Here is a 20,609-nt window from a genome sequence, read left to right as displayed (position 1 = left end):
CCAGATTTAATAGATTAGGAGTAGGATCGATGAATATCATAAATAAAGCCAAAGCTTTCTTGTCGTTCGATATGGGAACAAAATTATTACTTATAGAAGCTTTCTTTTATTTAGGCTGGGCTCGTATTCTTAAAAGTATACCGTTTTCTAAAGCTGCTCCTATATTAGGAATTCATATGGCAGAAACGTCTTTAAGCTATGATGAATCGGAAAAGGTTACGTTAAGGGAAATTTCTCAAGCAGTGCATATGATGAGCCGTTATACATTTTGGGAAAGCCAGTGTCTCGTTAAAGCTATCGCTGCAATGAAAATGTTGGAGAAGCGTCAAATTGAAAGTACCCTTTACTTAGGGACCGCGAAAGATGAGACGGGAAATATGATTGCCCATGCGTGGTTACGTAGCGGGCCCTTTTATATTACTGGCGTAGAAGAAATGAAGAGATTTACCGTTGTTGGTAAATTTGCAAAAAGGATAGGGTAAAAAAATCTTGAAGGAGAATGAGATGTATACCGGTTGTAATCTTGATTTGAGTCATTTGCCTAAAGAACTAAAATTGTTACTTGAAATTATAAAGAAGGAAGATAAAGAGATACAAGAAATCCCGGGAGACTGGTTCATAAATATTGATTGGAACAAATTTTTGAAACTGGCGCTGCATCATCGCATGTACGCGTTCCTTTACCCAAAAATGAAATCTATTGATAAACAGTTAGTTCCATCAAATGTTGTGCAAGTATTAAGTACATATTTTAAAAGGAATACATTCCATATGCTTCATTTAAGTGGAGAAATGGGAAAAGTAAGTAAATTATTTGCTGAAAACCAACTTCAACTTCTATTTTTGAAGGGCCCTATTCTTGGCGCAGACCTATATGGAGATGTTTCCCTTCGAACATCAGGGGATCTGGATGCCCTTGTTCCTATAGATGATCTTGGAAAAGTGAACGAATTACTTGTAAAGAATGGTTATGTCAAAGAGGATGATTTTCCGACGGTTATGAATGAATGGAAGTGGAGACGCCACCATACAACTTACATGCATCCGATAAGTAAGGTGAAATTGGAGATTCATTGGCGACTACACCCAGGACCGGGAAAGGAACCACACTTCGATGAGTTATGGGGGCGAAAGAGGACGAGTCCTGTCACAAATTATCCTGTCTATTTTTTAGGTAGAGAGGATTTGTTTATGTTTCTTGTGACTCATGGAACTAGGCATGGTTGGTCCAGGCTTCGATGGTTAACGGACATTGACCGTATGGTAAGGCAAGAAATAGATTGGGAAGAACTCACTGTTATGTTAGAAAGATATGGATGTAAACAACTGGTAGGTCAGGCGCTTATTTTATCTTCTGAGCTTTTAGATACTCTTATAATAGCGGAAGAGGCAAAAGTATTAATGTCAGGGAGAAAGGTAACGCAATTAGCGCAGCTTGCTATATATTATTTGGAAAATATGATTAACTTGCATACAGATCCTGTCCCAGAAGAAGTTTCAAAATATCATGAGCGATATTTATATTTGTTAAAGACAAGCTCTCAAAAGCTACTGTTTCATCTTAGTTGGTTGTATCCTTATCCTCAGGATGTGGAAACTTTACCACTGCCAAAACAACTACATGTTTTATATTTCCCTTTGCGGCCGGTTTTATGGATTTGGAGGGAAATGAGGTACCGTAAGGAGAAGTGAAAATGAGAAATATTTTATATTTTACAAAGCGGTTATACTCTTTTACTGGAAACATTCTCATTGTTAATCTCATGGGAATGGTATTGGTCAGTCTTGTAGAAGGAATCGGCATTTTATTATTAATTCCTATGATAAGTATTAGCGGTATTGCGAAGATGAATGAACAGACAAGTCCTCTTTCAGGGGTTCTTGGATTCCTAGGTGAGATTCCAACTACTTTAGGATTACCACTTGTATTAGGAATATATATTATATTGGTCGTGGGACAAGCGCTTTTGCAAAGGAATATAACAGTTCGTAATGCGAAAATCCAGATACGTTTTATTAATCATTTGAGATTGGAAACTTATCGTGGGTTGTTGCAGGCCAACTGGAGTTTTTTTGTGAAAAAGAGAAAATCAGATCTTATCAATTCTTTGACAACGGAATTAGGGCGTGTTAGCGCAGGCACTAATTTATTTTTACAGTTGCTCACTTCTTTAATGTTTACATTTATACAGATTGGTTTCGCTTTTTGGTTAGCGGCAGATATAACAATTTTTGTACTATGTTGCGCTGTGGTACTTGCCTTTCTTTCACGAAGATTTATTAAAAAATCAAAAAGATTAGGTGGTCGAACCTCAGAGAATTCAAAAGCGTATCTTGCAGGTATAACTGATCATTTTAATGGAATTAAGGATATTAAGAGCAATACACTAGAACGATCTCGTTATATGTGGTTACGTAATTGGGTAGAAGATGTGGAACGTGAACAGTTTGCATATATTAAGGTGAGAAATAATTCTCAACTCTTTTATAAAATTGCATCAGCTGTTTTCATTGCTATTCTTATCTTTCTATCTGTTCAGCTGTTTCAGACGAAAACAGAGCAATTATTATTAATTATTCTTATATTTTCTCGTTTGTGGCCACGATTTGCAGGTATACAATCAAACATGGAACAAATTGCAGCGAATCTTCCCGCTTTTAAAGATTTGTTGCAATTACAGGAAGAGTGTAAGAAAAGTATTGAATTGCAAGATATAGAGCAGGATTATGATTGTATAAATCCTATGCAGATAGAACAATCTATTGAGTGTCAAAATATCTCTTTCCGCTACAATAAAAAAAATGCTGTGTACTCACTTAAAGATATTAATTTGTGTATTCCTGCAAATTGTATGACAGCTATCTCAGGGCGTTCCGGTGCTGGAAAGAGTACATTAATTGATATCATAATGGGACTTATGCAGCCGGAGAGCGGTCAGTTATTAATAGATAACAAACCGTTGACAAGTAAGGACCTATTATCATTGAGGAAATCTATTAGCTATGTTCCTCAAGATCCATTTCTATTCAATGCCAGTATAAGAGACAATTTGAGAATGGTTGAACCAAATGCAAGTGAGGAGCAGCTTTGGGAAGCTTTGGAATTTTCTGCTTCCGCTGAGTTTGTTAGCAGGCTCTCGCAAGGATTGGATACAATGATTGGCGATAGGGGAGTCAAGCTTTCAGGAGGAGAACGACAGCGTCTAGTTCTGGCTAGAGCGATACTTCGAAAGCCTTCTATTTTAGTATTGGATGAGGCAACAAGTGCGTTAGATGCTGAAAATGAAGCGAAAATACAAGAAGCATTGGAAAGATTGAAAGGGAGCATGACAATTATTGTCATTGCACATAGACTATCTACTATACGTAAAGCTGACCAAGTAATTGTAATGGATCAAGGACAAATTATTCAACACGGTAGTTTCGCACAACTGGCAAAAGATGAAAGTGGTTTATTTAGTAGTCTACTTGGACAACAGGCTAAGGTAAACATTTAAATATGACTAGTCACAATTATTTTTTATAAATTTAAGGAATACACTGCCTTTATTTCTTTCGGGCCGGTAACACAATTTGATTATTTATGGTTCGGGGGATAATTGGTATTTGTGTACTGGTCTTTTTATGGAAATATAAGCTTAATTTAATTGTGTGACCAGTAAAAAAATTAGAAATACTTTTTGTGGTTTATTAATATACCATCTATATATATGTATAAATATCCGTGTTATATTTAACATGGAACCTGATTTTATTTATACCATATAACAAAAAGCAGCGAGACCCCTTGTCTTTAGGACTAGAGGTCTCGCTGCTTTTTGTATATAAAGGTTTATTAGTGTAGTTGTGATAATATATTTTGAAGCACCTTGTAGACATTTTTATGGCCAGTGATTAATGAGAGGTAGTGCCTAATGAATTGTTGGTATTTTGATTTGCTACTAATTTTATATAAGTAATTAAGAAGGGAAACGATTTGAGGAGATGAAAGAGAGATAGTGAAGAATATTATATAAGTATTTCTTTTTATTTCATTTGAGTTTTTCTCTCAAATACTCCGGAATGCCTTATTTAATAGATAAACAAGGAAAAGCAACAATTTATTATTAGTTATACTTTATTCTTATGTATTGTTAAATAGATTTAAAAGAATTCATATGTAACATTGGATATTTCTGTAAAATATAAATGTATCTTTTGTGATGATATTTTATAGGGTTTTTATTAAAGGCTAATCCACGAAGATTTATTTTTTTATAAAGCATAGTGTTCTGTATTACGAATCTTAATTTCTAGATATGTTATTTAAGATAATATAAGAAAAATGAAGAAATTTGTAGAAATTTGTAGAAAATTAAGGGGATAATGGTAAAAAGGAGTAAATATTAAATTTTTCTTTCTTATTTTTGTCCTTTATAATGAGCTATGAATACGACATACGAGGGAAATAATGTATATTTCCTCTCCCTAACTTTGATATACACCTTTTTCCAACCTCCGTGTTAATTGCTATTGTTTTGTTATGCCGATTAGCGAAGGGAAAAGGGTGTATCTTTTTTGTATGAATAGTCTTAATAGATATTTGGGGTAGAAAGCATTTCTTGTTTTTCGTGACAAAAACAATGGAGAATGGGATAATAAGGACAGTGCGTTGGTGGTATGACCAATTTGGTATATAAGGAGAGAATGATATGCTAGATATTCAACAGATTAAAGAAATTATTCCACATCGTTATCCATTTCTACTAGTCGATCAAATTTTAGAAGTAGAAGAAGGAAAGCGCGCGGTTGGGATTAAAAATGTAACGGCAAATGAGGAATACTTTAATGGACACTTTCCAGATTATCCTGTGATGCCAGGTGTTCTAATTGTAGAAGCATTAGCGCAGGTGGGTGCTGTTGCGGTACTGAAGAAGGAAGAAAATCGCGGTCGCCTTGCATTCTTTGCTGGCATTGATAACTGCCGCTTCAAACGTCAAGTTCGCCCAGGTGATCAACTTCGCCTAGAAGTCGAAATGACACGTGTCCGTGGACCGATTGGAAAAGGAAAAGCAGTAGCAACTGTAAATGGTGAAATCGCTTGTGAAGCTGAAATCACATTTGCAATTGGTGATAAGAAAGAATAAAGATTTGTTAACATAACTTTACGTTGGAAGATGAATGAAGAGAGTATGGTCATTCATCTTTTTTATTGTTATTGAAGCGAATTATGAAGAAATGGACGAAAGGTAAGAGGATTTGTTGCTAGGTAAGTTCTCTTACTTTTAAACAAACATTTGATTAAAAAATATAGGGGACTTTCGAAAAAAGTTTATCAACTAAAGTCTGAAAAAGATGTTGAAATATTAAGAAAAGACAAAATAAAAATTAACAATGGTAAGATTTTTATAAACAAGGTAGTATAAATACACAAATCAATCAAGGGTATATTCACTAGTAATACTAATAATACCCATATATCGACAGTATATAGCAAATGAAAACCTATACATTAAAAACCGTGTCGAAATCCGTCAGATTCGGTAGTATAATATTTGTCAATTTCTCCAACAATTTTCTCAACCATTCTTGCTATACTAATGTAAGTTATGTAATATGTTAAATAGTTGCCTATCACTAAACAACTGTAGGACTAGATACCAGATTTTTGTTGTCAGCCTAAAGCCTGACAATCTATTTATTTTCAGAAGTTTTTATAACAAATTATTGAAAGCTGGAGGAAGGCATGGAAGAAACAATAAGTTTGAAAGAGTTATTTGCTATTTTAAGGAAACGATTAGTTATGATCCTTGTAATTACGATTGGTGCAGCACTTGTAAGTGCGATCGTAAGTTTCTACTTTATAACGCCGATTTATCAGACTTCGACGCAAATTCTTGTTAATCAAAAGAAGCAAGAAGGTGTTTTTCAACCTGGTGAAGTACAAACAAGTCTTCAATTAACAAATACATATAAAGTTATTGTGAAAAGCCCAGTTATTTTAGATCAAGTGAAAGAAAAGTTAAAGCTTAACATGTCAACTGGGGCTTTAAATAGCAAAATTAACGTCGCAAACGAGAAAGATTCACAAGTGATCGCTGTTACTGTACAAGATAAAGATGCAAAGCTAGCTCGTGATATCGCAAACACAACAGCGGAAGTATTCAAGAGTGAAATTGCAAAAATCATGAGTGTTGATAACGTAACAATCTTATCAAAAGCAGAAGTAACAGAAGGACAATCACCAATTAAACCAAATAAGATGCTGAACGTAGCAATTGCATTTGTTGTTGGATTAATGGCTTCTGTTGGAATTGCATTCTTACTAGAGTACTTAGATAACACGATGAAAAAAGAAGAAGATATTGAAAAACAACTTGGTGTACCAGTTCTTGGCGTCGTTTCTCATATGGAGGAAGATGGCACAAAGAGCGGTAGTTTATCAGCAACGAAGAGAGTAGGGGGTCATACAATTGGTTCTTAAGAAAAAAATATTACGTGCTCGCCGTCAGCTGATTGCATATGAACAACCAAAATCATCTGTGTCAGAGCAATACCGAAATATACGAACAAATATTGAATTTGCATCTGTTGATAAGAAGATTCGTTCTCTTATCGTAACATCTGCGAATCAAAGTGAAGGAAAGACAACAACGGCTGCTAATATTGCAATTGTTTTCGCACAACAAGGTAAGAAAGTATTACTTATCGATGCAGACTTACGTAGACCAGCATTACATCAAATGATGCAAGTGGATAATATATTTGGCTTAACAAACGTATTAACACGTAGTAAAACACTAGAAACATGTGTGACACAAACGAAAATCGGTAATTTAACATTTTTACCATGTGGTCCAATCCCACCAAATCCAGCGGAATTACTGGGTGCAAGCTCGATGAAAGATTTACTTTCAGAAGCTTATGGCACGTATGACCTTGTCATTTTTGACACATCACCAATCTTACCAGTTACAGATGCACAAATTATAGCAAATCAATGTGATGCTTCTGTACTTGTTATTCGAAGTGGTGCAACAGAAAAAGAGGCGGCACTTAAAGCAAAACAATCATTAGATAGCGCAAAAGGTACATTACTTGGCGTTGTCTTAAACGATAAAGAACAAAATGGATCCGAATATTACTATTACGGTTCTAACTAAATGCAAAAGAAGGAAAGGTGAACATTCATCTTTTCTTCTTATATTCAGTATGTGAAGAATATGTGGAGAGGGGATGAAATAGAATGATTGATTTACATTGTCATATCTTGCCTAATGTCGATGATGGAGCACAATCAATCGAAGACAGCATTGCAATGGCAAAGGCAGCATGCGAAGAAGGAATTCATACAATCGTTGCTACTCCTCATCACCAAAATGGGGTTTATATGAATCTAGCAGAAAGCATTCTTCATCAGGTAAAGCAGTTAAATGAAAGATTAAAAGAAGAGGATATCAATTTAACCATTTTACCTGGTCAAGAAATCAGGTTGTACGGAGAGTTATTAGAGGACTATGATTTGGGACGTATTGTTACACTGAATCGTACCGATAAATATATATTAATTGAATTTCCAGCAAACCATGTCCCGCGCTATGCAGAAAAAATGTTATATGAATTACGTGTGAAAGGGATCACGCCGGTTATTGTTCATCCAGAACGGAATATGGAAATTATTGAACGCCCCGATGTGTTGTATAAGTTCGTCAATCAAGGGGCACTAACACAAATTACCGCAGGAAGCGTGACAGGGAAGTTCGGAAAGAAAATCAAGAAGTTTTCATTGCAACTTATTGAGCATCATTTAACACATGTCATATCATCAGATGCTCATAACACAACAACGCGCTCCTTTCACTTGCAAGCTGCGTATGAAACAGTAGAGAAAACATTTGGGAGTTCTACATTGTACGACTTCAAGGAAAATACATATGAACTAATAAGTGGAAAAATGATTTATCGAGAAGAGCCCGAGAAAATAAGACAAAGAAAAATATTCGGTCTCTTTTAAAGAGAAAACCACTTGGTGATGCCTCCTAACCGTTATCAATGGGGGCACTCGGTCGTGCTGTGGGTAGAGTAAATTTCTACCTTAGACGCGTTTGTTGTCAAAAGCATGGTGTGAGGCTGGGTTAGATGCCCATAATTTATTTATGATAGAAACTCTACCTATGGAGTTATAAATATGACTCTATAGGTAGGTTTTTTTATTATTGCTATATACACACATATATATATAAATGTTTGGAGGTACTGATTTGAAAAAAGTAAGGAAGGCAATTATTCCAGCTGCTGGACTGGGAACAAGATTTTTACCAGCGACGAAAGCGATGCCGAAAGAAATGTTACCTATCGTTGATAAACCGACGATTCAGTACATTGTAGAAGAAGCAATTGAATCTGGCATTGAAGATATTATTATTGTAACTGGAAAAGGAAAACGTGCAATTGAAGATCATTTTGATCATTCTTTTGAACTGGAACAAAACCTTTTAGAAAAAGGTAAATATGAAATGCTTGAAAAAGTACAAGCATCTTCAAAGATTAATATTCATTACATAAGACAAAAAGAACCAAAAGGATTAGGTCACGCAGTATGGTGTGCTCGTAAATTTATTGGGAATGAGCCATTTGCAGTATTACTTGGTGATGATATCGTACAAGCTGATACGCCATGTTTACGTCAGTTGATGAACGAGTACGAGGCAACACATTCGTCTGTAATTGGTGTGCAAACAGTACCCGAAAATGAAACGCATCGTTATGGAATTATTGATCCAATCACGCAAAATGGTCGTCAATATCAGGTGCGCCGATTTGTTGAAAAACCAGCACAGGGAACAGCACCATCTAATTTAGCAATTATGGGGCGTTACGTATTAACACCAGAAATCTTCATGTTCCTTGAAGACCAACAAACAGGTGCAGGTGGAGAAATTCAATTAACAGATGCGATTCAACGTTTAAATGAAATTCAACATGTGTTTGCATATGATTTTGAAGGTACTCGATATGATGTTGGGGAAAAATTCGGATTTATTAAAACAACGATTGAGATGGCACTTCAAAACGAAGAATTGAAATTAGACTTGATGAAGTATATAAAAGAACTTGTAAAAAAAGAAGAGGTACATTCATAAGAGAATGTCCTTTTTTATTATCAATAAGATGCGAATTATATAAAGAAGGGAACAGGTATATTGAGTTATCGAAAACGGCTCTCATTATTAATTTTATTAGATTCATTTATTGTATTAACCGCCGTATATTTAAGTTATTGGTTCATACATCCGAATGTATTAAACAAAATCCCTGCGACAGTAATTATTAGCTCTATTACATTATTGTGTAGTCATCATATTTTTGCGGCTATTTATAAGCTTTATAACAAGGCGTGGGAATATGCAAGTGTTGGAGAATTAATACAAATATTTAAAGCAATTACACTTTCTATTATTGTAACAGCAATTGTTCAACAAATTATAAATCATGATATTTATGTTCGAATTTTAGCAATTGCATGGATGTTACATTTATTATTAATTGGTGGTTCTCGCTTTGTATGGCGTATGTTTCGCGATACATATATTACGAAAGCTACAGATAAAAAACGAACATTGATTATCGGTGCTGGTTCAGCGGGAACTATGGTAGTAAGACAATTGCAACATAATAAAGAAGCGGATCTATATCCAATTGCGTTTGTTGATGATGATAGAAATAAACAAAAATTGGAGATTTATAATGTGCCGGTTGTTGGTACAACAAATCATATTCAAGAGATTGTGGAAGATAATGATATAGAGCATATCATTATTGCTATTCCATCTTTAAATAGAAATCAAATAAACGAAATTTTTGAGAAGTGTACAAAAACGAAAGCAAAAACGCAAATTGTACCAATGCTTGAAGATCTTTTAGATGGCAAAGTTTCTGTTAATGAATTTCGAGATGTACAAGTGGAAGATTTATTAGGTAGGGAGCCAATTCAATTAGATGACGCGGGCATCGGGGAAAAGATTGCAGGTAAAACGATTTTAGTAACGGGTGCGGGCGGATCAATTGGATCAGAAATTTGTCGTCAAGTGATGAAGTATAATCCTGCAAAAATTGTTCTTTTAGGACATGGTGAAAATAGCATTTATACTATTGAAATGGAAATGCGAGTTACTTATAAAGATGCAGTGGAAATTACGACAGAAATTGCTGATATTCAAGATCGACATAAAATCTTTGAAATAATGAAAAAGCATCAGCCATATATCGTATACCATGCAGCTGCACATAAACATGTACCTTTAATGGAACGTAATCCTGAAGAGGCTGTGAAAAATAATATTTTTGGTACGAAAAATGTAGCGGAAGCGGCTGATACATTTAAAGTAAATACGTTTGTAATGGTTTCTACAGATAAAGCAGTAAACCCGACGAATGTAATGGGAGCTACAAAGCGATTTGCAGAAATGCTTGTTCAGCATATGGCATCTGTTAGTACTGGCACGCGCTTTGTGGCGGTTAGATTTGGTAATGTTCTTGGAAGTAGGGGAAGCGTAATCCCTCTATTTAAGAAACAAATTCAAAAAGGTGGTCCTGTAACAGTGACTCACCCTGATATGATTCGTTACTTTATGACAATACCGGAAGCTTCAAGATTAGTTATTCAGGCTGGAACACTAGCTAGAGGTGGAGAATTGTTCGTACTAGATATGGGGGATCCAGTAAAGATTGTTGATTTAGCTAAAAATTTAATTACTCTTTCAGGTTATTCAGTTGAAGAAATTGGAATTGAATTTACTGGACTAAGACCAGGCGAAAAAATGTATGAAGAGTTATTAAATGAAGGTGAAATTCATCCAGAGCAAATATTCCCTAAAATTCATATAGGAAAAGCTGTTTTAATGGACCAAGCAATTCTAAGACAGTTTATGAATGATTTTGAAGGAATTAGTAAAGAAGAAATAAGAGAACGATTATTAGATATTGCAAATAATAAAGTTAATCTTAAAAACTAATTTAAGGGAAGGAAGTTTTTTAAATGGGAGACCGAATATTTCTTTCATCACCACATATGAGTGAAGAAGGTTATGAAATGCATTATGTTAAGGAAGCTTTCGATACAAATTGGATTGCGCCACTTGGGGAAAATGTAAACGGATTTGAAAGAGAACTAGCCGCAAAGGTTGGTTCTAAAGAAGCTGCAGCTTTATCTTCTGGAACAGCCGCAATTCATCTAGCCCTAAAAGCAGCAGGAGTAGGGGAGGGGGATGTTGTTTTTTGCCAAACATTGACATTCTCAGCTACTGCCAATCCTATTATTTATCAAAATGCTACCCCTGTCTTCATAGATAGTGATTATGAAACTTGGAATATGTGCCCTAAAGCGTTAGAAGAGGCTTTTGAAAAGTATCCAAATGTAAAAGCGGTTATAGTAGTTCATCTTTATGGGCTTTCTGCGGACATGGATAAGATTGTTGAACTTTGTAAAAAATATGATGTTACTTTAATTGAAGATGCTGCGGAGTCTTTAGGGACTTACTATAAAGATAAGCATACTGGAAGTTTTGGAGATTATGGTATTTTCTCTTTTAATGGAAATAAAATTATTACTACTTCTGGTGGCGGAATGCTTGTTTCTAATAATGAAGAACGAATTTCAAAAGCAAGATTTTGGGCTACGCAAAGTAGAGATCAAGCAAGACATTATCAGCATAGTGAACTAGGTTTTAACTATCGTATGAGTAATGTAGTCGCTGGAATTGGTAGAGGGCAACTTAAAGTATTGGATCAAAGGGTTCAAAAGAAAAGATACATATTCGATTTTTATAAGAGAGAATTAGGAAATCTTGAAGGTGTTGAATTTATGCCAAGCAATGAATGGAACGAACCAAACTATTGGCTAAGTTCTATGACTTTGAACGGTAACATTCGACCGATTGATGTGATGGAAGCTCTTGAAAAAGAAAATATTGAATCTAGACCAGTGTGGAAGCCAATGCATTTACAACCATTCTTTGAAAAGTATGATTTTGTTGGAACTGATGTATCAGAGAAACTATTTGAGAATGGTATTTGTTTACCGAGTGATACAAAAATGACAGATGAAGATTTAGAGAGAGTTGTAAAAATTATTAAAGGGCTGTGGTTAGCATAATGAGAAATTCCAAAGGTGGCATCTATAGAAGATTTATAAAAAGACCGATGGATTTTATATTGTCTTTAATTGCTATTATAGTGCTTAGCCCAGTACTTCTTATAGTTGCTTTTCTTGTGAAAACTAAATTGGGTAGCCCAGTATTATTTAAGCAAGAGCGACCTGGATTAAATGGAACTGTCTTTAAAATGTATAAATTTAGAACTATGACGGATGAAAAAAATGAAAATGGTGAGTCGCTACCTGATAGTGTGAGACTTACTAAATTCGGGAAGTTTTTACGTTCGACATCACTGGATGAATTACCAGGTTTATTCAATATTCTTAACGGTGATATGTCAATTATAGGACCTAGACCTTTATTAGTTCAGTATTTACCGTTATATAATGAACATCAAAAACGACGCCATGAAGTTAGACCAGGATTATCAGGATTAGCACAAGTTAATGGTCGAAATGCTATTAGTTGGGAAGAAAAGTTTAATTATGATGTAGAGTATGTAGATAATGTAAGTTTCATTACAGATTGGAAGATTATCCTTTTAACGATTAAGAAGGTCTTTATTAGAGAGGGTATTAATTCAGAAACTGCTGCGACTATGGAGCCATTTAAAGGAAATGGAAAAGGAAGTATAGAGGCATGAAAAAAAAACTTCTTATAATAGGCGCTAGTGGTCACGGGAAAGTTATAGCTGATATCGCGCTAAAAATGAATAAATGGCAGAGCATTTCCTTTTTAGATGATAATGAGAATGTAAAAACTTCAATGGGAATAGAAATAATTGATAAATCAGCGAGTATCTCAAAGTATATAGCTGATTATGATTTTTTTGTTGGAATTGGTAATAATGTTATACGGGAGAAAATCCAGAGACAACTTGAAATGGAAGAAGCGATTATCCCGGTATTAATTCATCCGAGTGCAATTATAGGAGAACAGGTTTATTTGGGAGCAGGAACTGTAGTTATGGCAGGAGCTGTCATTAACTGTTGTACTAAAGTTGGAAAAGGGTGCATTATTAACACTGCTTCTACGATAGATCATGACAATGTGATTGGGGATTACGCTCATATATCACCAGGTGCGAATTTGGCAGGAACAGTTAAAGTTGGACGAAGTACTTGGTTAGGAATTGGGAGTGTAATAAGTAATAATATTAATATTACTGATAAGTGTAAAATAGGTGCTGGTTCGGTTGTTATTAAAGATATAACAGAATTAGGGACATACATTGGAGTTCCAGCTAGGAGAATACAGGATGAAAAAGGTTTTAATATTAGCAAATAATGATGTTGGTTTATATAAATTTAGAAAAGAGCTTATACAGGAATTAGTTAAAAATTATAAAGTCTATATCTCACTTCCTGATGGTGAATTTATACATCAGTTAAAAGAACTTGGGTGTGAGTTTATTAATACACCAATTAGTAGAAGAGGTACTAATCCGATAACTGATTTAAAATTATTTATGAATTATAGAAAAATTATTAAGAAGGTTAAACCTGATGTAGTTTTAACCTATACAATAAAGCCTAACATATATGGTGGTCTAGCTTGTAGGATGGCAGGCCTTCCTTATATATGTAATATTACTGGTCTAGGAACAGCCGTAGAAAATGATGGGATATTACAGAAAATCACTTTATTTCTATATAAAAATGCCCTAAAAGAAGCAACATGTGTATTCTTACAAAATGAATCAAATAAAAATTTCTTTAGTAAAAAAGGGATTGTTAAGGGCAAGTCAAGATTAATACCAGGATCAGGCGTTAATCTTGAGCATTATCCTATACTGGAGTATCCATTGGATAAAGAGATTAATTTTTTATTTATTGCTCGTGTGATGAAAGAGAAGGGTATTGATCAGTATCTAGAAGCTGCTGAATATATAAAAAGAAAGTATCCTAATACAAGTTTCCACATTTTAGGTATTTGTGAAGAGAAATATGAAAACAAACTCAGAATAATGCAGGAAGCGGAAATTATTCAGTATCATGGAATGCAAAGTGATGTTAGAGAATTTCACAAGTTTTCGCATTGTACAATTCATCCTACATATTATCCCGAGGGAATGTCAAATGTACTTTTAGAAAGTGCTGCCTCCGGAAGGCCGGTTATTACTACAAATAGAAGTGGCTGCCGGGAGATAGTAGATGATACGGCCAATGGATATATTGTGGAGCAGGAGAATAGTAGAGATCTTATTGAAAAAATTGAAAAGTTTATTAGTTTAGATTATGAGGATAAAAAGCAAATGGGAATAATGGGGAGAAGGAAAGTTGAAAGAGAATTTAGCCGGAAAATTGTTATAAATGCTTACATGAGTGAGATAGAAGCAATACATTAAATCTGGGTATGTTTAAATTAAAGGAGTTCCTAATGAAAAGAAAGAGAGAAATTATAAAAAAATATGCTGTATTGATAAACCTTTTGGTTAAAGTATCAAAAATTTTGCCTCCGTTTTTTTATTTAAAATTACTAAAACTAACAAGGAGCCATGACAACTATATAGCCATGTTAATCAGATACATTTGTTTAAAAAACTGTGCTAAGAGTTGTGGGGAAAACGTTGCGGTTTTTTCAAATGTTTATTTGCACCGAATTCACAATTTGGAGATAGGAGATAACGTTAGTATTCATCCACTTTGTTATATTGATGCTTCTGGAGGAATTAAAATAGATAATGATGTTTCTATTGCACATAATAGTACAATTCTATCAGAAGAACATATATATTCAGATTTAGAAAAAAATATTAGAGATCAAGGATGTGAATTTAAAAAAACCATTATTGAAAATAACGTTTGGATAGGAGCAGGGAGTAGGATATTAGGGGGGAGTACAATTCGTTCAGGGAGCATTATTGCTGCAGGGGCAGTTGTGAAAAGAGAAGTAAGGAATAATACAATTGTTGGTGGCGTTCCTGCAAAAAAAATTATGGAAAGGAAAAAAATATGAAGCTGTTATTTGCCCATGATCATATGTTTTATAAATATAAAGATAGTTTTTACAGTACAGGTGGCCTCTCTAAGGAGGTATTAGAGCGATATACTGAGATTTTTGAGGAAGTCACTATAATTAGTAGACACAAAGAAATAGATGTTTTAGATGACAAGTTAACACTTGCTTCAACTGAAAGAGTTAAATTCATAGAAATATCGAATTTTAAATCGATTAAAAATCACCTAAAATTTTTCTCGGCAAAAAAAATTATTGAAAGGGAAATTAAAAGTTGCGATGCATTGATCGCGAGGTTACCCAGCTCGATAGGGGCACTAGCTGTTTCACTTTCTAAAAAGAATAAGAAGCCATATTTAATAGAATTAGTGGCATGTCCGTGGGATGCTTATTGGAATCATAGTTTTAAGGGGAAAATTATTGCCCCCTATACATTCATGGCAACAAGAAATCATGTTAAAAATGCATCTAATGTTATATATGTAACAAATGAATTTTTACAAAGAAGATATCCCACTCGAGGAATAGAAATAGGGTGTTCTGATGTAGCATTACCGCAATTAAATGATGAAATTTTGGAAAGAAGATTGAAAAAAACTAATCATATTATTAAAGGTAATCCACTTATCCTAGGTACAACAGCTGCTGTCGATGTAAAATATAAAGGACAACAATATGTTATTGAGGCAATTTCACTTCTCAATAAAAGAGGTTATAACTTTGAATACCATATTGTTGGTGGCGGGGATAACAGCTTTTTAAAATCAGTTGCAAAGGAACATGGAGTACTTGATAAAGTCAAATTTTTGGGTTCAATGTCACATGAAAAAGTTTTTGAGTACCTAGATAACATAGATATATACATTCAACCAAGTAAACAGGAAGGGCTACCAAGGGCATTAGTAGAAGCAATGAGTAGAGGCTGTCCTTCTATTGGTTCTACTACTGGTGGGATACCTGAATTGTTAAATGACCAATTTATATTCTCTAAGGGATCAGTTAAAGATATATGTGAAAAATTGGAGAAGATGGATAAAGAATCGATGTGTAAAGAGGCTAGACGAAGTTTTGAACAGGCAAAGGAATATGATTATTATAAATTGGATAGCAAACGGAAAGCTTTTTATCAAAAGTTTATTTTAGATTTAAAGGGTGGAATTAGTAATGAATTTTAAAAAAGTAATATATGTAGTGAAAGAGGCTCTACATATGTATCCACCATGTGTTTCCCAAATATTACTACTGAACGACTTCGGTGTAGATGTCACTGTTATTTGTGGAGATTGTGATCAGCATCTATTAAATGAATTTAAAGAAAGAAAAATTAAATGTATTGTAGTGGGAAATGAGCGTATCCGGTTTCGTTATTTGGGAAAAGTTAGCATATATCTGAAATTCAGATATAAAGCTTGGAGTATAATCAAAAAACACAAAGATGAGAATACAATTCTATGGTTTGGAACTGTGGATGGTGCTTTGGCGCTCATGGGTAAATACAAAAGAATGCCATATATTTTAAGTATACTAGAGTTATATGATAAATATCCTTTTTATCGATTTGGATTAAAAAGGATAATTGGAAATGCCTCTGCTGCTATCTCTTGCGAAGAAACTAGGGCGAAAATTATGAAAATATGGTGGGATTTAAAACAAGAACCATATGTATTACCTAATAAGCCGTACTCCCATCCAAGGAAATTGCAACAAACATCAACTACATTAGAGTTGGAAGCTGCAATATCGAAAATACGTGATAAAAAGATCATCCTATATCAGGGAATAATCTCTGCTGATAGGGATCTAGCGGTTTTAGCAGAAGCGTTAGATGAGATGAAATCTGATTATACACTTGTTTTAATGGGAAAATCGTTTTATGATGGTGCGGAAAAGGTGCAAAAAATATATGAGAATTCCATCTATTTAGGGTATTTTCCAGCCCCTCTGCACCTCCAAATTACTAGTTATGCACATATAGGAGTAGCAAATTATGATGATTCTTCACTAAACAATTTATTTTGTGCACCGAACAAAATTTATGAATATGCTGGCTTTAGTATCCCCATGTTAGGCAGTAACGTACCTGGGTTAATGAGTACAATTGGAGCATTTGGAGCTGGTGAATGTGTAAACTTTTCAGATAAAAAATCTATAATTGATGCCCTTAAAAAAATTGAAAATGATTATGAAAGGTATGAACAAAACGCTAAACGCTTTTTTGAAAGTACAGATAATGTATCTACTATGAATGAAATAGTATTAAATGTTAATAGTTAAGATTAAGGTTGTGCAAAATGGCAAATATAATTGATTGGATTCTCATTGTTATTTCCTCTATACTTTTCTTTAATTCTTTAAATAGAATACTTAGTTATAAGTCTAAGACAATAGCAGATTATGTAATGGTTGTCATATATGTATTTAATTGTCTTCCGGTTCTTTTAGATAACATTATAGGAGTACCTAAATATACCCTATGGTATTCAAATTTTGAGTTAGCATTAGGTGATGACTTAGTTCGGTTAGTTTATTCAATATATATATTGATTTCAATTGTGTGTCTTTATATATATATAAAAACACAAAGTGCTAAAAGTACTAATATATATAGCCAGAATAACTCGATTATATTCAATAACAAGGTACTCCCCTTGATAATAGTTTTACCGTATGTTCATATTTTAATTACTGGTAATTTAACGAAGTATTTTATTTATGGGACATCTAGTGCCCGTGGTTTAACTAGTTCATTTTATCAACTTAATACATTTTTGATTTTTATAAGTATGTTTGCGTTTTGCTGTTTATTTTTTTGTAAAAAGGTAAAAAGTGGTGAATATTTAGTTCTCCTCTTATATGCTTTTTCAATAATATGGATAGATGGTAAGAGATATATTGTTGTTACAATATTAATTATGTTTTTGTTTTTCTGGATAAACAGCATAAGAATAAAATACAAAAAAACACCAATTAAGGGACTGTTTGTATTAGTGTTTTTGGTTTTGCTGATATTGAATTCTATATACGCACTGTATATTAAACCTGTAGCAACGAACTCTTTTGATTCATTGTATACGTCATATAGGATTGACTTTGGTAGGGATGATGTTACAAAATTTGTTTTATATAGAGAACTTATAATGGATGAGCCAATATTGGACTATAGAGGGCAAACCTTTATTTCAACTATATTTATGTTTGTGCCTAGAGATATATGGCCTTCTAAACCTTATCCACATTATAGGTATTTAACCTCAAAATTATATGGAACGTCATCGGAGTTAGATATACCAGGAGGTATGACACCCTCTTTATATGAAATGAGCGTTGCAAATTGTGGTGTTCCTCTAGGTATGGCAGTTACAGTTTTGATTTTAATATTTGCTTGTCGCTGGGCAGATGGTTCTAGGAGTGTTCCTAGAAAAGCTCTGTATTTACTAATAATTATTGGATTGCTAACTCAAAGTATGGATGCGTTGATAGCATATATGATTTTAGTTCCTTTGAGTGCTGTCTCATCATGGATTAAGAGGAGTGTAGGAAGTTAAAGTTGGATATGAGCAACATTTGGACATTGTATTATCTAGTATAATGAGAAAATAACACTTGACCAGTTTCTTACTTGTTAAGAAACTGGTCAAGTACTTTTTACACGTGTACTAAATGTACCTTTGGAAAATTTCACCAGTTTATGATATAAACCAATAAGTTTAAGCGATGTAGTTATTCTCTCCTACAATTGGAACCGTACTATTTCCTTTTTTAAGAAGTGTAATTAAGTTGAAGGTCATAAATATATGTCTTATTCAATAAGAAACGTCACTTTAGTAATTGGGTAGTATTTAAGGAGGATACTAAATTGGTACATTATGAGGAGTATTCTTATTTTTAAGTATTTAATTTGCAAATGTATTAAGGGAAAAGTTTAAAAGATGATACAGTTTTTTTCTTATTTTATTCAAATAGCTTGTAGTTTGAGTATTAAAATTTGTTTTGTATGGCGTTGTAATTTTAAATGATTCTTTAATAGTAATTTGAGGGAGCTGCTATCTGTATAGCTTATATCCTATAAATTACTTACTTTATACCAAATGACTTTTATAAACATTGGTTAACGCATAAATTCTAATTTGAATTTATGAGTTTTTCTAAAAACAGAGAGGTTAAAATGGTTTCTAAAATTAGTTCATTACTAAAAAATAAAATTTTTATAAATGGTATGTGGCTTTATGTATTACAGTTTTTTAATACCATAATGCCCTTGCTAACATTACCATATGTAACTAGAGTTTTGGGTAGTTCACAGTATGGTGTTTTTTCATTTTCATTAACTTTTGTAACTTATTTTCAGGTAATTGTCGAATATGGGTTCAATTTGTCTGGTTCACGAAAAATAGCATTAACTTCAACAAGGGATGAACAGTCCAAAATTTTTACTAGTATTACAATTACAAAATTATTGCTATGCTTGATCTCATTTATAGTAATGGTTTCTATTTCACTCGTACTTAACTTAGATAAGGAACAATTTTTTTCTATTTTAGTTTTATATACCATGGTAATTGGAACAGCAATACAACAAATATGGCTATTTCAGGGACTACAGGTTATGAAATTTATTACGATTATAAATGTATTTTCGAGAGTTATATCCGTAATGCTGATTTTTGGGTTAGTAAAACACTCTAACCAGGTTTATTTATACTGTGCACTTTATGCAATCACATCTTTGTTGAATGGTATCTTTAGTGCATTGATCACAAGGTATAAATTAAAAATCAGATTCACAAAGATTACCATAAAAGATATTTTTATTGAATTGAAAGAGGGATGGAATACATTTACGACCTCTGCTATGTCAGTGATATTTAGCGGAATTGGAGTTATGGTACTCGGTTTCACCAATAGTAGTAACAATACAATTGGGGTATATTCGGCAATTCAAAAAATTCCTTATATGATGATCATGTTTTTTGCACCGATTAGTCAAGCGATTTTTCCACGTGTCAGCCAACAATTTTCAATTTCTTTTGATAAAGGAATTGATAGTGTTCGGAAAATTTCGAAAGTGGTCGTTCCTATTGTTGCTATAGTTAGTCTTTTATTGATGTTATTTTCTGATTTAATAGTTAGTTTAGTATATGGAGAGCAGTATTCAACATACTATTTGCTTATGATTCCCTTAGTTTGTTGGTTCTTTCTAAGTATACTTAATAACTTTCTTGGTATTCAAAATTTAGTTGCAAGTGGTCATCAAAAAGAATATAGTACGGCTTTTAAAATAAGTGCATTAGTAATAATTTTATCTAATATATTATTGGGTTATATTTGGGGTGCATATGGTGTTGCTTATGCAACATTGTTTTCTGAGTTTATTTTGACTATATCTTTAGCATATCAAAATAAGAAGGTGAAAAATAAATTTCGTTATAATAGATAAATATGAGTGAGCCCATCGTAACAAAGGAATTAATTAGGAGAGGGGCAGTAGTGTCAGAATGAAAAATAAGACAAATAATG

At 33.4% G+C, this 20,609-nt stretch carries 18 protein-coding genes; all 18 read left to right on the top strand.

Annotated features, from left to right (window positions below; all coding sequences use genetic code 11):
• The first annotated feature begins 29 nt into the window (after positions 1–29).
• The 18 genes from MR109_RS06750 (at position 30) to MR109_RS06665 (ending at position 20,529) form a co-directional block, all read left to right on the top strand.
• The gene (locus tag MR109_RS06750) at positions 30–482 is read left to right on the top strand and encodes a lasso peptide biosynthesis B2 protein (RefSeq protein ID WP_242271435.1); all 453 of its coding nucleotides are present in this window, start codon (positions 30–32) and stop codon (positions 480–482) included.
• A 22-nt stretch (positions 483–504) separates the two neighbouring features.
• The gene (locus MR109_RS06745) at positions 505–1,692 is read left to right on the top strand and encodes a nucleotidyltransferase domain-containing protein (protein WP_242271431.1); all 1,188 of its coding nucleotides are present in this window, start codon (positions 505–507) and stop codon (positions 1,690–1,692) included.
• Positions 1,693–1,694: 2 nt separating this feature from the next.
• Positions 1,695–3,497 carry an ABC transporter ATP-binding protein gene (locus tag MR109_RS06740; RefSeq protein WP_242271424.1) on the top strand — a complete coding sequence of 601 codons (1,803 nt, stop codon included), beginning with the start codon at positions 1,695–1,697 and terminating at the stop codon, positions 3,495–3,497.
• Between the two features lie 1,194 nt (positions 3,498–4,691).
• The gene (fabZ, locus tag MR109_RS06735; RefSeq protein WP_002184592.1) at positions 4,692–5,126 is read left to right on the top strand and encodes a 3-hydroxyacyl-ACP dehydratase FabZ; all 435 of its coding nucleotides are present in this window, start codon (positions 4,692–4,694) and stop codon (positions 5,124–5,126) included.
• 599 nt (positions 5,127–5,725) lie between these two features.
• Positions 5,726–6,463 (top strand): YveK family protein, encoded by a 738-nt coding sequence (locus MR109_RS06730; protein WP_002184593.1) that lies wholly within the window; start codon positions 5,726–5,728, stop codon positions 6,461–6,463.
• A complete protein-coding gene (locus tag MR109_RS06725) occupies positions 6,453–7,142 on the top strand; it encodes a CpsD/CapB family tyrosine-protein kinase (RefSeq protein WP_242271422.1) in 690 nt (229 codons plus the stop codon). Before MR109_RS06730 ends, MR109_RS06725 begins: the two co-directional genes overlap by 11 nt.
• Positions 7,143–7,225: 83 nt before the next feature.
• Positions 7,226–7,993 carry a tyrosine-protein phosphatase gene (locus MR109_RS06720; protein WP_242271413.1) on the top strand — a complete coding sequence of 256 codons (768 nt, stop codon included), beginning with the start codon at positions 7,226–7,228 and terminating at the stop codon, positions 7,991–7,993.
• 247 nt (positions 7,994–8,240) lie between these two features.
• Complete coding sequence (gene galU, locus MR109_RS06715; protein WP_098216071.1) at positions 8,241–9,122, top strand: UTP--glucose-1-phosphate uridylyltransferase GalU; 882 nt, start codon at positions 8,241–8,243, stop codon at positions 9,120–9,122.
• Between the two features lie 60 nt (positions 9,123–9,182).
• Positions 9,183–10,994, top strand: coding sequence for a polysaccharide biosynthesis protein (locus MR109_RS06710; protein WP_242271412.1), 1,812 nt, complete (start codon positions 9,183–9,185; stop codon positions 10,992–10,994).
• A 23-nt stretch (positions 10,995–11,017) separates the two neighbouring features.
• Entirely contained in the window at positions 11,018–12,133 is a 1,116-nt protein-coding gene (locus MR109_RS06705) for a DegT/DnrJ/EryC1/StrS family aminotransferase (protein WP_242271411.1), read from the top strand.
• Positions 12,133–12,777 carry a sugar transferase gene (locus tag MR109_RS06700; RefSeq protein WP_277930967.1) on the top strand — a complete coding sequence of 215 codons (645 nt, stop codon included), beginning with the start codon at positions 12,133–12,135 and terminating at the stop codon, positions 12,775–12,777. The genes MR109_RS06705 and MR109_RS06700 overlap by 1 nt, the downstream gene beginning before the upstream one ends.
• Positions 12,774–13,421 carry an acetyltransferase gene (locus tag MR109_RS06695; RefSeq protein WP_242271409.1) on the top strand — a complete coding sequence of 216 codons (648 nt, stop codon included), beginning with the start codon at positions 12,774–12,776 and terminating at the stop codon, positions 13,419–13,421. Before MR109_RS06700 ends, MR109_RS06695 begins: the two co-directional genes overlap by 4 nt.
• Positions 13,393–14,481, top strand: coding sequence for a glycosyltransferase family 4 protein (locus MR109_RS06690; RefSeq protein WP_242271407.1), 1,089 nt, complete (start codon positions 13,393–13,395; stop codon positions 14,479–14,481). The genes MR109_RS06695 and MR109_RS06690 overlap by 29 nt, the downstream gene beginning before the upstream one ends.
• Positions 14,482–14,513: 32 nt before the next feature.
• Entirely contained in the window at positions 14,514–15,092 is a 579-nt protein-coding gene (locus tag MR109_RS06685) for an acyltransferase (protein WP_242271405.1), read from the top strand.
• Complete coding sequence (locus MR109_RS06680) at positions 15,089–16,267, top strand: glycosyltransferase family 4 protein (protein WP_242271396.1); 1,179 nt, start codon at positions 15,089–15,091, stop codon at positions 16,265–16,267. The genes MR109_RS06685 and MR109_RS06680 overlap by 4 nt, the downstream gene beginning before the upstream one ends.
• Entirely contained in the window at positions 16,257–17,366 is a 1,110-nt protein-coding gene (locus MR109_RS06675; RefSeq protein WP_242271394.1) for a glycosyltransferase family protein, read from the top strand. The genes MR109_RS06680 and MR109_RS06675 overlap by 11 nt, the downstream gene beginning before the upstream one ends.
• Before the next feature lie 17 nt (positions 17,367–17,383).
• Entirely contained in the window at positions 17,384–18,637 is a 1,254-nt protein-coding gene (locus MR109_RS06670) for a hypothetical protein (protein ID WP_242271393.1), read from the top strand.
• 620 nt (positions 18,638–19,257) lie between these two features.
• A complete protein-coding gene (locus tag MR109_RS06665) occupies positions 19,258–20,529 on the top strand; it encodes a flippase (RefSeq protein ID WP_242271390.1) in 1,272 nt (423 codons plus the stop codon).
• Positions 20,530–20,609: the final 80 nt, after the last annotated feature.

It is taken from the genome of Bacillus cereus group sp. BfR-BA-01310, from assembly GCF_022664325.1.
Taxonomy (GTDB): Bacteria; Bacillota; Bacilli; order Bacillales; family Bacillaceae_G; genus Bacillus_A; species Bacillus_A paramycoides.
This window is presented reverse-complemented; position numbering and strand designations above follow the sequence as displayed.

Coding starts and splice junctions, on each gene's coding strand:
- MR109_RS06750 (WP_242271435.1), top strand. CDS start 30: ATGAATATCATAAATAAAGCCAAAGCTTTCTTGTCGTTCGATATGGGA.
- MR109_RS06745 (WP_242271431.1), top strand. CDS start 505: ATGTATACCGGTTGTAATCTTGATTTGAGTCATTTGCCTAAAGAACTA.
- MR109_RS06740 (WP_242271424.1), top strand. CDS start 1,695: ATGAGAAATATTTTATATTTTACAAAGCGGTTATACTCTTTTACTGGA.
- fabZ (WP_002184592.1), top strand. CDS start 4,692: ATGCTAGATATTCAACAGATTAAAGAAATTATTCCACATCGTTATCCA.
- MR109_RS06730 (WP_002184593.1), top strand. CDS start 5,726: ATGGAAGAAACAATAAGTTTGAAAGAGTTATTTGCTATTTTAAGGAAA.
- MR109_RS06720 (WP_242271413.1), top strand. CDS start 7,226: ATGATTGATTTACATTGTCATATCTTGCCTAATGTCGATGATGGAGCA.
- MR109_RS06705 (WP_242271411.1), top strand. CDS start 11,018: ATGGGAGACCGAATATTTCTTTCATCACCACATATGAGTGAAGAAGGT.
- MR109_RS06700 (WP_277930967.1), top strand. CDS start 12,133: ATGAGAAATTCCAAAGGTGGCATCTATAGAAGATTTATAAAAAGACCG.
- MR109_RS06695 (WP_242271409.1), top strand. CDS start 12,774: ATGAAAAAAAAACTTCTTATAATAGGCGCTAGTGGTCACGGGAAAGTT.
- MR109_RS06690 (WP_242271407.1), top strand. CDS start 13,393: ATGAAAAAGGTTTTAATATTAGCAAATAATGATGTTGGTTTATATAAA.
- MR109_RS06685 (WP_242271405.1), top strand. CDS start 14,514: ATGAAAAGAAAGAGAGAAATTATAAAAAAATATGCTGTATTGATAAAC.
- MR109_RS06680 (WP_242271396.1), top strand. CDS start 15,089: ATGAAGCTGTTATTTGCCCATGATCATATGTTTTATAAATATAAAGAT.
- MR109_RS06675 (WP_242271394.1), top strand. CDS start 16,257: ATGAATTTTAAAAAAGTAATATATGTAGTGAAAGAGGCTCTACATATG.
- MR109_RS06670 (WP_242271393.1), top strand. CDS start 17,384: ATGGCAAATATAATTGATTGGATTCTCATTGTTATTTCCTCTATACTT.
- MR109_RS06665 (WP_242271390.1), top strand. CDS start 19,258: ATGGTTTCTAAAATTAGTTCATTACTAAAAAATAAAATTTTTATAAAT.